The organism is Allochromatium humboldtianum (assembly GCF_013385175.1).
Taxonomy (GTDB): domain Bacteria; phylum Pseudomonadota; class Gammaproteobacteria; order Chromatiales; family Chromatiaceae; genus Thermochromatium; species Thermochromatium humboldtianum.
The window spans coordinates 226977-239725 of the sequence record NZ_JABZEO010000001.1; the positions used below are offsets into that span (position 1 = coordinate 226977).

Here is a 12749-nt window from a genome sequence, read left to right on the forward strand (position 1 = left end):
GTCGCCACCAATCCTGATCAATCCATTGATCCATCAACCAACGACGTCACCATCGAAATGACCATGCTGTACAAAACCGTTCGGCGCTTCGTCGCGCTCATCGCTACCAGTCTCGTCTTCGCTGCCGGCGCCCAGGCGGGCGACCTGGATCTCAGTCCGGAAGAGGCGCTCGCCAAGGCCCGATCGGGCGAGATCCTGCTGATCGACATCCGTACCCCGCCCGAGTGGCGCGAGACCGGTGTGGCCCCCAAGGCCCATCGCATCGATATGACCGATCCCAAATTCGTCGAGCGTCTGCTCAAGGACATGGGCGGCGACAAGTCGGCGCCCATCGCCCTGATCTGCCGGACCGGCAACCGCAGCGGCTATGTGCAGCAACAGTTGCAGAAGATGGGGTTCAGCCGGGTCCACAACGTCCCCGAGGGCATGGCGGGTAGCCGCTCGGGTCCGGGCTGGGTGCGGCGCGGTCTGCCGGTGGATGCCTGTACCAACTGTTGATCCCGTTCATCCGCCGATCCCGGATCTCCAACCCCTTGCAACCAACCTCGAAGAAGGAAACCTGATGAAGACGTCCCCGCTCGTGCTCGCCACCGTCCTGTTCGCCGCTGCCGCGACGCCGGCCCTGGCCGCCAATCCCAGGGTCGCGCTCGATGTCAGCATCGGCGGCCAACCCGCCGGAACCCTCACCCTGGAACTCTTCGCCGACGTGGCGCCCAAGACCGCCGAGAACTTCCGCGCCCTCTGCACCGGCGAGAAGGGCGAGGGACTGGCCTATGCCGGTAGTCCCTTCCATCGCATCATCCCCGGCTTCATGATCCAGGGCGGCGACTTCACCAACGGCAACGGCACCGGCGGCAAGTCGATCTACGGCGAAAAGTTCGAGGACGAGAACTTCACCCTCAAGCACGAGTCGGCCGGTACCCTGTCCATGGCCAACGCCGGTCCCGACACCAACGGCTCGCAATTCTTCATCACGGTCGACGCGACGCCCTGGCTCGACGGCCGGCACGTCGTCTTCGGCAAGGTGGTCGAGGGTATGGACGTATTGCGCGCCATGGAACAGCAGGGCAGCCGCTCGGGTCGCACCCAGGCGCCCGTGATGCTCGAGGCCTGCCGCCAGCTCTGAATCATCAGGGCTCAGGTATTTCCACCCAGATAGCCCGAATCCCGCAATTCCGTGATCGTGGCGCTCGTCGTGTTCGAGAGCGTCTCGATCATCGCCTGGAGGGACACCTCTCCCGCGCGCACCTGCTGTTCGAATCCGTGCGCACTCTCGGCTAGGGTTTCAGCGCCGATATTGCCTGCACCGCCCTTGAGTGAGTGTAGAATATGGGCGCACTCGGGTAACTCACCGCATTCCGCACGCTGTTCGAGCGCTTGCATTTGGTGTTCGAATTGCTGGGCGAATGTATTGACCACCTCGAAAAAGTCGCTCTCTCCAAGCGCTTCGCGCAGAGTATCGAGTACGTCATGATTCAAATGGCTCACTGCGGTCTCCTAATGTCTTTTCGATCATGGCGATCTTCGCCCTGTCGAGTGCATTCGATCATATGAGATTTGATCGTGCCGCGCGAGTGGCGCATCGTCCGTTCGTGCATCCTCAGCTGATAGCTGAGCAAGCCATCCGGAAGGCGACCGAAACCGTATTGAACAATCTGGAGGCCGTGTGTGATCCGCGTCATGATCGTCGAAGATGATCCGGCAACCGGCGCCCTGCTGCGTCAGCTCGTCAAGCGGATCTGGCCGCAGGCCGTCGTGACCCTGGACGCCGATCCGCTCTTGGCGCTCGATCGCTGGCAGGAACAGGGCGCGGATCTGATCCTGCTCGATTGGGAGCTCCCCGGAATGAGCGGACTCGAGATCCTCAAGACCATTCGTCGTTCGGGAATCAAGACCATCTGTGTGATGATCACCAGTCATTCCGATCGCGATGAAATACTCGCCGCGCGCGCTTTTCACGTCGATGCCTATATCATCAAGCCGTTCGATGCCAAACAGATCATGGAGCGCCTGTCACAGCTCATCGATACGGACGTTCAATCCGATGGCTCGACCGAATCCGAATCGTTCGAGAGCCTGGATGCGTTCATCGAAAATCGCCTGAAGCAGAATTTGATTGGATTGCCGATCGCTCCCGAAATCGTCGAGCGCATTGCACGTATTCGCGACATGGAAGCGCCTGAGCGTATCGGATTACTGCGTGAATGCCGGCTCGAACCTGCGTTGCTGTTTCGTATGCTGAGTCTGGCCAATAGCAGCCGCTATATCGACGGCATGGATGTCGTGGAAACCTTCGAGGAGGCTATTCGTAAGATCGGTCTCGATGCCTTCATCAATCTGGCCGTCGAAGTCTCACTGCATCCCGGCAGTCATATCGCCGATGAATGTCTGGCGCGCAAGCGATTCGAAATCAGGCGCAGTCTGATGTCGTTGGTTGGAATCCTCGTGAAACTCAGGGAACATCTCGAATTCAATCTCGACAGTTGTCGCACCGCCTGCATCCTGCATTCCGTGGCCGAATTGTCTCTGCTCCAGCTCATGCAAACCTGGATCGAGGCCGGCCACACCATCGACGAGACGACCCGCGACTCGATCCTGGATCGCTATGCGCCGCCTGCACGCGAACGGCTCCAGGCCCAGTGGCTCATCCCGAATACGATCCGCGAGCGCATCGAGGCGCTCGATCGTCTGCCCACGGGCACGGTGCGCAAAGAACCCATCATCATGCGAATCACGGCACTGCTGCACGCCGGAGATCCGCAGCATGAACTACCGCGTTTGATGGCCCGCTTTGGTCTCAGCGGCAAGATCGACGCCGTTTCAACCGGGAGCGAATCTTGAATCCACGTCGGCGTCCGATCCTGTGGTTACAGCACCAGGCGACCGCCTGGATCATTCTGGCGCTGTCGTTCGTGGTCACCGCTCTGGCCTGGTCGATCTCCGACAGTGCAATCCGAACCAAAGCCAGCGAGCGTTTCGAGTTTCAGACCGCCGACATCGCCTCGGCGATCGAACGACGCCTGATCGCCTATGCGACGGCCTTGCGCGGCGGAGTCGGCCTGTTCGAGGCCGCCGGTCAGGTGACCCGCACTCAATGGCATGCGTATGTCGAGGCACTGCGGCTCCAGGAGAATTTTCCCGGTATTCAGGGGCTGGGTTTTTCGTTGATGATCGCCCCGGCGGAATTGGACGCGCACATCGCCGGCATTCGCGCCGAGGGTTTTCCCGACTACAGCGTTCAACCCGAAGAGCCGCGCGATCAATACAGCGCGATCGTCTATCTGGAACCCTTCGACTGGCGTAATCAGCGCGCTTTCGGATATGACATGTATTCCGAACCCGTGCGGCGTCGGGCCATGGAGCGGGCGCGTGATTCGGGCGAGCCGGCCATCTCCGGGCGCGTCACCCTGGTGCAGGAGACCGATGAGGACGTTCAGTATGGATTCCTGATGTATATCCCGGTCTATCGTCCGGGAATGCCGACCACGACCCTAGAGGAACGGCGCGCGGCGCTGCTCGGCTTCGTCTACAGTCCGTTTCGCGCCAACGATTTCATGAACGGCATCCTCGGCTCCAACCAGGACGCGATTCGGCTGGAGCTCTATGACGGCGACACCCCGACGGCCGAGAGCTTTATGTTCGGCAACTTTCCTGAAACCGCGCTCAGTGCGCTCGATCCGCCGGCCAAGGATGGCTTCGACGCCCTAGTCGCGCTCGAACTCTTCCAGCATCGCTGGACCCTGTCGGTGCGTGCCGGTTCCGGCTATCTCTCCGACACTGAAGCCACGCAACCGCTGATCGTCGCGCTCAGCGGTCTGACCATCGACTTCTTTCTCTTCATCATCATCGAGTCGATCGGACGCCAGAAACGGCGCGCCGAGCAGCAGTCGCGACATCTGAGCGAACAGCTCGCCGATAGCGAGGCGCGTTACAGCGCACTCTTCGAAAGCGCCAGGGCGGTGATGCTCATCATCGACCCCGAGACCGGTTTCATCCTCGATGCCAATCCGGCGGCCGAACATTTCTACGGCTACGATCAGCGTCAGTTGTGCGGGATGCCCATCTTCGACATCAATCAGGCCTCAGCCGAGACCATTCGGAACGACATGTGCTCGGTCCTGGAGGGGCGCTGTGAACATCTGTTTTTCACGCACCGTCTGGCCAATGGCGAGATCCGTCAGGTCGAGGTCTATTCAGGGCCGTTCAATTACGATGGCCGGCCGGCGCTGTACTCCATCATTCACGACGTCACCGAGCGCCGGCGCATCGAGGCCGCGCTGGTGGCGAGCGAACGGCGCTACAGCTATGTCTCGGCGGCGACCGGCGAGGGGATCTGGGATTGGGAGATTTCGACCAACCGGGTCAACCACAATGCCCGCTGGTCCGAGATCCTGGGCATCACGGATCTCGAACCCAATCATGCGGTCGAGTATTTCGCCGGCCTGCTGCACGAGGACGACCGCGACGCGGTCATGGCCGCGATCGGCGCCTCGCTCGCGCAGGATACGCCCTATGTCCATCAGCATCGCATGCGCCGTCCCGACGGCGGGATCATCTGGGTGCTGGATCGCGGTCAGGTAGTCGAGCGCGACGCCGATGGGCAGCCGCTACGCATGGTCGGCAGCCTGATCGACATGACCGAGCGCGTCGAGCGCGAACAGGCCTTCCAGCGCGAGCGTCAACGTCTGAGCAATGTCATCGAAGGCACGCGCGCCGGAACCTGGGAATGGGACATCGACACGGGTGAAGTCTCGATCAACACGCACTGGGCCGAGATGATCGGCTATGGCGTCGAGGAACTGGCGCCGGTCTCGGTCGAGACCTTCAAGGGCCTGCTCCATCCCGAGGATCGGCGGCAGGTGCTGGTCCTGATCGACGAGCACTTCTCGGGACGGCGCCCGAATTTCGAGTGCGAAGTCCGACTGAGGCACAAGGCCGGGCATTGGGTCTGGGTACTGACGCGCGGCATCGTCACGAATCGGATGGGCGATGGCCGACCGGTGCTCATGTCGGGCACGCATCTGGACATCAGCGCACGCAAGGAAGCCGAGGCGCATCTGCGGCAGGCCAAGGAGGCCGCCGAGGCGGCCAACGTCGCCAAGAGCCGTTTCCTAGCCACCATGAGCCATGAGATCCGCACGCCCATGAACGGCATCCTGGGCATGGCGCAGTTGCTGTTGATCCCGAATCTCGCTGAGTATGAGCGTCTCGACTATGCGCGCACCATCCTGAGTTCGGGCCAGAGTCTGCTCAAGCTGCTCAACGACATCCTCGACTATTCCAAGATCGAGGCCGGCAAGTTGCAGCTCGAATGTCTTCCATTCAGCCCAGAGCGTCTGATCCAAGAGATCCGGGCGCTGTTCGTCGAGTCGGCACGCGACAAGGGTCTGGAATTCGAAGCGCACTGGCTGGGCCGGGCGGAACAGGACTATCAGGCCGACGCGCATCGTCTGCGTCAGATGCTGGCCAATCTGGTCGGCAACGCGATCAAGTTCACCGAGCAGGGTCGGGTGCGGGTCGAGGCCGGTGAGGTCGAGCGACAGGGGGACTGGGCGGTGCTCGAATTCGCCGTCACGGATACCGGGATCGGCATTCCCGCCGACACCCAGGCGCGGCTGTTCAAGCCGTTCTCGCAAGCCGACGACTCGATCACGCGCCGGCATGGCGGAACCGGACTTGGTCTCTCGATCGTGCGCGATCTGGCGCTGTTGATGGACGGCGAGGCCGGTGTGACGAGTGAGCCCGGACAGGGATCACGCTTCTGGTTCCGGATTCGCGCCGAGGCACTGGCGTATCCGGGCGAATCGACGTCACGCGCCGGTAGTCTGTCCGAAAACCCCGGACGTCCGATCGCGCGTTCCATGATCGGACGGGTGCTGGTGGTCGAGGACAATCCGGCCAATCGCGCCATCATGAAGGCGTTGTTGAGCAAGCTGGGCTTGCGCGTGACCCTGGTCGAGGATGGTCGGCAGTGTGTCGAGCGGGTCGAGGGCGGCGAGCGTCCGGATCTGATCCTGATGGACTGTCAGATGCCGGTCATGGACGGCTATGCGGCGACCGAGCGTCTGCGTCAGTGGGAGTCGGAGCTACCGGCCGGGGCACGCCTGCCGATCATTGCACTCACGGCCGAGGCGTTCGAGGAGGATCGTCGACGGTGTCTGGCCGCCGGCATGGACGATTTCCTCGCCAAGCCGGTCATGGTCGATGATCTGAAGGCGATGCTGAAGCGCTGGCTGCCGGCGGCGGAACCTGAGTCAGTGGATTGAGCCTGGGTCCGGCTCAGTCGCGCACGCGCAGAAAGCTGGCGAAGCGTGGGATGCCGTTGCGGGTGCGGCCGTGATATTTGAAGGTCACGCGGCTGCCGATCGGCGGCGGTGAGCGTCGCTCGGCGTCGCTGAAGCCGGTGCCGAGACGGAAGCGTTGTCCGGAGGGTTCCTCGACCAGGAGTGCGCCCAGCATCCCTTCGTACTTGCCCTTGCCGGGCAGATGCGCGATCACTCGGGCCTCGGCGTCCAGATAGGGTTTAACCTTGATGAGATCGTCGCTGCGTCCGGCGCGATAGGGGGCGTCATCGCGGTGCAGCATCAGTCCTTCGCCGCCGGCGGCGACGACCGTTTCCAGACGGGTCATCAGGTCGGCGTGATCGGCGACCCGGAATTGCTCGACGGGGGCGATCTGTGGGTTCGACGAATCGGCCAGTAAACGCTCGAGTGCCGCGAGCCGCTCGCCGAAGGGCGCGTCCATCCCCGGCAGATCGAAGACTCGGTAGCTCACCGCGCGCCAGGCGTCGTGATCCGGCTCCAGACGTCTCACTGTGCCCGATAACGTCTCGAAGGCGCCGCGTCCCATCCAGAGTTCGCCGTCGAGCGGGATGGTCGGAAAGCCGGCCGTGAACCAGTCGGGGGCCGCGATCGGATGACCGCCGCGCGTGATCAGTCTGGAACCATCCCAGTAGGCGCGCACACCGTCGAGTTTCTCGCTCACCCAGTAGCGGGAGAGATCGATGCCCTCGCGGTAGACATTGGCCAGGATCAGAGCGGGTGGAGTGGCGGTCGGCTCGGTGGTGGTCTCGGGTGCCGTGACGGTGTGCGCGGACACATCCGCCACGACCGGCGGCGTACCGAGAACCAGGATCAGCGCCAGGAACGTCCCGAGCCGGCTCCAGAAGCCGGCGCGGCGTTCCCTGTGCAGCGTTTCTCTGTTGTGCAGCATGGAGGACAAGGGAATCCAGCCGATCTCAGGTCATGACCCCAGGCGCGACGCTGTAGCTGTCGAGCACATTGATGTAGTTGGCGCGTTCCAGCTCGGCCGGGTTAGGCACGGTCAGGGCGCTGACCCGGCCCCGGAAGTCCTCGACCGACTCGAAGCCCTGTTCCTCCATCCAGTCCTCGATGCCGCGCAGGATCAAACCGGTATAAGCCGGTCCCTTCTGGAGCAGCACGCTGCACAGATGGACTACGTCGGTACCGGCGAGCAGCAGCTTGATGGCGTCTTCCGAGGTATGGACCCCGCCGGTGGCGCCGAGCGAGAGGTCCGGAATGCGACCGTAGAGGAGCGCGATCCAGCGCATGGCCAGCAGGGCCTCAGCGGAAGTGGAGGGATGCAATCTCGCCTGGAGCCTTAGGCTGTCGATGTTGATATCCGGCTGATAGAAGCGGTTGAACAGTGAGACCCCGTTGGCCCCCGCCGCCGCCAGCCGCCCGACGAAATGCCCGATGGAGCTGAAACTCGGTGAGAGCTTCATGTTGATCGGAATCCGGATCTGGCTCCGCAGTTCGGTCAATAGATCCAGATAACGCTGCTCGACCTGCTCGCCGCTCTGACTGATGTCGCCCGCGATGTAATAGACATTGAGTTCGAGCGCATCGGCGCCGGCCTGCTGGAGTTCGAGCGCGTGCTTGACCCAGCCGCCAGTCGTGACCCCATTGAGACTGGCGATCACCGGGATGTCCAGGCTCTCCTTCAGCCGCCGGATCTGTTCCAGATAGCGCTCGAGTCCGTTCTCGAAGTCCTGATGATCGGGCAGGAAGCCGTCGCTCGATTCGGCGAATCCGGTCTCCTGATGATGCAGGAAGCGCGTCATGGATTCGGACTCGGCCGTGATGGCTTCCTCGAACAGCGAATACATGATGATGGCCGCCGCACCGCTGTCCTCCAGCTCGCGTGCCGAGTTCAGGCTCTTGGAGAGCGGCGAGGCGGATGGAACCAAGGGGTTCTTGAGAGTCAGTCCGAGATACTCAGTCTTCAGATTCATGGCCGTCGAAACCTCATGCTTGGAGACAGTGGAATCGGATGGGACGACAGGCGCTCGCGCCGCCGTCCGCCGCTGGGTTTACTCGGACACCGGACCCTTTTGAACGGCCAGATGCGCCAGTTGCTCATAGAGGCTGAAGCGCGTGTCCACATGCTTCTGCGCCAGATGCAGGAAGCGCTCGGCGGCCTCGGGGTGCGTCCGGGTCAGCAGACTGAAACGGGTCTCGGAATTGATGAAGTCGCGATAGGGGATGCTCGGCGCCTTGTTGTCGACGAGGAGCGGATTCTCGCCGCGCGCGGTGCGGCGCGGATCGTAGCGCAGCAGCGGCCAGTGTCCCGAATTGACGGCCATGTCCTGCTGGCGCAGGTTGTTGGACAGATCCACGCCATGGGCGATACAGGGCGAGTAGGCGATGATGACCGAGGGTCCGTCGTAGGACTCGGCCTCCAGGAAGGCGCGCACCGTCTGCACGTCCTTGGCGCCGAAGGCGACCTGGGCGACATAGACGGTCTCGTAGGCCATGGCCATCATGGCCAGATCCTTCTTGAAGGTCGGCTTGCCGCCGGCGGCGAACTTGGCCACGGCGCCGAGCGGGGTGGCTTTGGACTTCTGGCCGCCGGTGTTGGAATAGACCTCGGTATCCAGGATCAGCAGATTGACGTTGCGCCCGCTGGCGAGCACATGGTCGACGCCGCCATAGCCGATGTCATAGGCCCAGCCGTCGCCGCCGATGATCCAGACACTGCGCTTGACCAGTTGCTCGGCCAGCGCGAGCAGGGCACGGGCCTCGTCCGAGTCGATCTCGGCGAGCCTGGTCTTGAGCGCTGCGACCCGTTCGCGCTGCTCGTGGATGCCGGATTCGGTCGACTGATCCGCGTTCAGCAGCCCCTCGACCAGCGTCTCGCCGATTTGTCCGGCCAGTCGCGCGACTAACTCACGCGCCTGCTCGGCCTGTTTGTCGACCGCCAGCCGCAGACCCAGACCGAATTCGGCATTGTCCTCGAACAGCGAGTTGTTCCAGCTCGGGCCGCGTCCTTCCGCATTGGTCGTGTAGGGCGTGGTCGGCAGGTTGCCGCCATAGATCGACGAGCAGCCGGTGGCGTTGGCGATCAGCATCCGGTCGCCGAACAGTTGGGTCGCCAGCTTGATATAGGGCGTCTCGCCACAGCCGACGCAGGAGCCGGAGAACTCGAACAGCGGCTGCATCATCATCGCGTGCTTGATCTTGGTCGCGTCGAGTTGGGTGCGGTCGTACTCGGGGATGGTCAGGAAAAAGTCCCAGTTGGCCTGCTCAGCGTGCTGGATCTCGCCGGCCTCGACCATGTCGAGCGCCTTGTGGTTGGGCTCCTGGCGGTCGCGGATCGGGCAGACCTCGGCGCACAGCCCGCAGCCGGTGCAGTCGTCGGGCGCGATCTGATAGCTGATGCGATAGCCCTCGGGGAAGTCCTTGCCCTTGATGGCGGCGTGCTTGAAGCTCGCCGGTGCGTTTTCGGTCAGCGCGGCTGGATAGACCTTGGCGCGGATCGCCGCGTGCGGACAGACCAGCGGGCATTTGCCGCACTGCGTGCAGAGGGCTTCATCCCACTTGGGCAGTTGCAGGGCGAGCTGGCGCTTCTCGAACTGCGTAGTACCAGTCGGCCAGGTGCCGTCGGCGGGCATCAGGCTGACCGGAAGCTGATTGCCATGACCGGCCATGAGCGTGGCCGTGACCTGGCGCACGAACTCGGGCGCTTCGTCAGGGACCACCGGCGGGCGATCGAAGGTACTCGTGACCTGGGCTGGAATCTGAACCTGATGCAGTCCGGCGAGCGCGGCGTCGATCGCCTGATAGTTGCGATCGAGCAGCGCTTGCCCCTTCTTGCCGTAGGTCTTCTCGACCGCGTGCTTGATGTGGGCGATGGCTTCGTCCTTGGGCAGGATGCCCGAGATGGCGAAGAAGCAGGTCTGCATGATGGTGTTGATGCGCCGCCCCATGCCGGTCGCCGCCGCGATGCCGTAGGCGTCGATGACATAGAAGCTCAGGCCCTTGTCGAGAATAGTGCGCTGCATCCGCTTGGGCAGATCGTTCCAGACTTGATCGGGCGGCGTGTGCGAGTTGAGCAGGAACACCGCACCCGCACGCGCTTTGTCGAGCATGTCGTAGCGCGTGAGGAAGGTCGGCTGATGACAGGCGACGAAATTGGCCTCGTTGTCGCCGATCAGATAGGTGCTCTTGATCGGATTGGGGCCGAAGCGCAGATGGCTGATGGTCACGGCGCCGGCTTTCTTGGAGTCGTACTCGAAATAGCCTTGACCGTGGTTGGGCGTCTCTTCGGCGATGATCTTGATCGAGTTCTTGTTGGCCGAAACCGTGCCGTCGGAGCCGAGACCATAGAAGACGCAAGCCGTGACGCCTTGCAGTGCGTCGGCCTTGAAATCGGGATCCCAGGCCAGGCTGGTATGACCGACATCGTCGAGGATGCCAACCGTGAAGGGATTCTTGGGCGCGTTCTTAGCCAGCTCGTCGAACACAGCCTTGACCATCGCTGGCGTGAATTCCTTGGAGCCGAGACCATAGCGTCCGCCGATCACACGTGGCATCGTCTGGAGTTCGCCGGCAGAGAAGGCGCGGGCGAGCGCGGTGGTCACGTCCTTGTAGAGCGGTTCGCCGTCGGAGCCGGGTTCCTTGGTGCGATCGAGCACGGCGATCCGGTTGGCGCCGGCGGGCAGGGCGGCGATAAGCGCTGAGGCATCGAAGGGGCGGAACAGCCGCACCTTGAGCAGTCCCACCTTCTCGCCGCGCGCGATCAGATGCTCGACCGTTTCTTCAGCCGCGCCCAGTCCCGAACCCATCAGCATGATGACGCCCTCAGCGTCCGGCGCGCCGACGTACTCGAACAGCCGATACTGACGTCCGGTCAGGGCGGCGAAGCGATCCATGACCGTCTGCACGATGGCGGGCGCGGCGGCGTAATAGGGGTTGACCGTCTCTCGCCCCTGGAAATAGACGTCCGGGTTCTGCGAGGTACCACGCAGCTTGGGATGATCCGGATTCAGGGCGCGCTCGCGATGGGCCTTGACCAATTCCTCGTCGATCAGGGCGCGGATGGTCTCGACCGGCAGACGCTCGATCTTGTTGACCTCGTGCGAGGTGCGGAAGCCGTCGAAGAAGTGCACGAAGGGCAGGCGGCTTTCAAGCGTCGCGGCCTGGGCGATGAGGGCGAAGTCCATCACTTCCTGCACCGAGCCGGCGCACAGCATGGCATAGCCGGTGGCGCGACAGGCCATGACGTCCGAATGATCGCCGAAGATCGACAGGGCCTGAGCCGCCAGCGCCCGCGCCGAGACATGGAAGACCGTCGGGGTCAGTTCCCCAGCGATCTTGTACATGTTCGGGATCATCAGCAGCAGACCCTGCGAGGCAGTGAAGGTGGTCGCCAGCGACCCGCCCTGGAGCGCGCCGTGGATGGCGCCCGCCGCGCCGCCCTCGCTCTGCATCTCGACGACATCGGGGACCGTGCCCCACAGATTCTTGACACCTAGCGAAGACCATTCGTCGGCCCATTCGCCCATGTTGGAAGAGGGCGTGATGGGATAGATGGCGATGACCTCGTTGGTCAGGTGCGCGACGTAAGCGGCGGCCTCGTTGCCGTCGAGTGTGACCAGGCTCTTGTGCGACATCGGACTGTCCATTGGTGTGGGTGGAACGGGATGACCGCGAAGCGAGATGCCAAGCGCGGCACTCAGAGGCACACTATAGACCGAAACCGCGCCACGTTGGTGACAGGACGCGACGAGCGGCGGCACGAATCACAGTTCTCCTGACCGAGATCAAGTGTGCATGACGCCGGTTTTGAGCGATGATCCCTGCTGGCGTTCAAATCTTGGGGGACGGAATCGAGTGAATACCGCTTCGGAGCGGAGCGCGAGTACGGACAGAGGTACAGGCACGCACCTGCGCCTGCGGCCCATGTGTCGGCCGGATCTGGACGCTGTGCTCGACGTCGAGCGCGCGGCCTATGCCTTTCCCTGGAGTCGAGAGATCTTCGAGGACTGTCTGAAGGCCGGCTATAACTGCTGGCTGGGCGAGATCGACGCGACCATCGTCGCGCATGGCGTGATGTCGGTCGCGGTCGGGGAATGTCAGGTCTTCAATCTCGGCGTCCATCCCGACTGGCAGGGACGCGGGCTGGGACGCCAGATGCTGCGTCATCTGCTACGGCTGGCGCGCCGGCGCAAGGCCGAGACGGCCTTTCTGGAGGTGCGCGTCTCGAATGCGGCGGCACTGGCGCTCTATCGCGCCGAGGGATTCTGCGAAGTCGGTCGGCGGCGCAACTATTACCCCGCGCCGAGTGGACGCGAGGATGCGCTTGTGCTGGCGCTCGAATTGATGACGGCTAACTGCGTTTGGCAACCATCGGATGAGTCCTATCCTCACTGATCCGCTGGAGAGTTTCGTAATAGGCCATCTGACGCCCTTGGTCGTAGCTGTCTGCTTGCTCCGGCCGCCAAAACT

At 63.0% G+C, this 12749-nt stretch carries 9 protein-coding genes; 5 read left to right on the forward strand and 4 right to left on the reverse strand.

Going from position 1 to position 12749, the window contains the following annotated elements; genetic code table 11:
- Positions 1-63: 63 nt before the first annotated feature.
- Together HW932_RS01070 and HW932_RS01075 are read left to right on the forward strand one after the other, a co-directional pair.
- The gene (locus HW932_RS01070) at positions 64-498 is read left to right on the forward strand and encodes a rhodanese-like domain-containing protein (RefSeq protein ID WP_176974652.1); all 435 of its coding nucleotides are present in this window, start codon (positions 64-66) and stop codon (positions 496-498) included.
- A 64-nt stretch (positions 499-562) separates the two neighbouring features.
- Positions 563-1126 carry a peptidylprolyl isomerase gene (locus HW932_RS01075; RefSeq protein WP_176974653.1) on the forward strand — a complete coding sequence of 188 codons (564 nt, stop codon included), beginning with the start codon at positions 563-565 and terminating at the stop codon, positions 1124-1126.
- Positions 1127-1137: 11 nt separating this feature from the next.
- Here the strand turns inward: HW932_RS01075 and HW932_RS01080 are convergent, their stop codons facing one another.
- Positions 1138-1488 carry an Hpt domain-containing protein gene (locus HW932_RS01080; RefSeq protein ID WP_176974654.1) on the reverse strand — a complete coding sequence of 117 codons (351 nt, stop codon included), beginning with the start codon at positions 1486-1488 and terminating at the stop codon, positions 1138-1140.
- A 192-nt stretch (positions 1489-1680) separates the two neighbouring features.
- On the opposite strand from HW932_RS01080, the gene HW932_RS01085 reads away from it, so the two are divergent.
- Together HW932_RS01085 and HW932_RS01090 are read left to right on the forward strand one after the other, a co-directional pair.
- Entirely contained in the window at positions 1681-2841 is a 1161-nt protein-coding gene (locus HW932_RS01085; RefSeq protein WP_222932173.1) for a response regulator, read from the forward strand.
- Positions 2838-6266: a CHASE domain-containing protein gene (locus tag HW932_RS01090; RefSeq protein WP_176974656.1), complete on the forward strand. Its 3429-nt coding sequence runs from the start codon at positions 2838-2840 to the stop codon at positions 6264-6266. Before HW932_RS01085 ends, HW932_RS01090 begins: the two co-directional genes overlap by 4 nt.
- 13 nt (positions 6267-6279) lie before the next feature.
- Here the strand turns inward: HW932_RS01090 and HW932_RS01095 are convergent, their stop codons facing one another.
- The 3 genes from HW932_RS01095 to nifJ all read right to left on the reverse strand — a co-directional run bounded on the left by HW932_RS01095 (position 6280) and on the right by nifJ (position 11914).
- On the reverse strand, positions 6280-7212 hold the full coding sequence (locus HW932_RS01095; RefSeq protein ID WP_176974657.1) for a DNA ligase: 933 nt from the start codon (positions 7210-7212) through the stop codon (positions 6280-6282).
- 25 nt (positions 7213-7237) lie between these two features.
- Positions 7238-8254: a dihydroorotate dehydrogenase-like protein gene (locus HW932_RS01100; protein ID WP_176974658.1), complete on the reverse strand. Its 1017-nt coding sequence runs from the start codon at positions 8252-8254 to the stop codon at positions 7238-7240.
- Between the two features lie 78 nt (positions 8255-8332).
- Complete coding sequence (gene nifJ, locus HW932_RS01105; protein ID WP_176974659.1) at positions 8333-11914, reverse strand: pyruvate:ferredoxin (flavodoxin) oxidoreductase; 3582 nt, start codon at positions 11912-11914, stop codon at positions 8333-8335.
- A gap of 289 nt (positions 11915-12203) precedes the next feature.
- Between nifJ and rimI the strand changes: the two genes are divergently transcribed.
- Complete coding sequence (rimI, locus tag HW932_RS01110; RefSeq protein ID WP_246296596.1) at positions 12204-12674, forward strand: ribosomal protein S18-alanine N-acetyltransferase; 471 nt, start codon at positions 12204-12206, stop codon at positions 12672-12674.
- Positions 12675-12749: the final 75 nt, after the last annotated feature.

Excerpts from the sequence above, each read along its gene's own strand:
- HW932_RS01070 (WP_176974652.1), top strand. The coding sequence starts at position 64 with ATGCTGTACAAAACCGTTCGGCGCTTCGTCGCGCTCATCGCTACCAGT.
- HW932_RS01075 (WP_176974653.1), top strand. The coding sequence starts at position 563 with ATGAAGACGTCCCCGCTCGTGCTCGCCACCGTCCTGTTCGCCGCTGCC.
- HW932_RS01085 (WP_222932173.1), top strand. The coding sequence starts at position 1,681 with ATGATCGTCGAAGATGATCCGGCAACCGGCGCCCTGCTGCGTCAGCTC.
- HW932_RS01095 (WP_176974657.1), bottom strand. The coding sequence starts at position 7,212 with ATGCTGCACAACAGAGAAACGCTGCACAGGGAACGCCGCGCCGGCTTC.
- HW932_RS01100 (WP_176974658.1), bottom strand. The coding sequence starts at position 8,254 with ATGAATCTGAAGACTGAGTATCTCGGACTGACTCTCAAGAACCCCTTG.
- nifJ (WP_176974659.1), bottom strand. The coding sequence starts at position 11,914 with ATGTCGCACAAGAGCCTGGTCACACTCGACGGCAACGAGGCCGCCGCT.
- rimI (WP_246296596.1), top strand. The coding sequence starts at position 12,204 with ATGTGTCGGCCGGATCTGGACGCTGTGCTCGACGTCGAGCGCGCGGCC.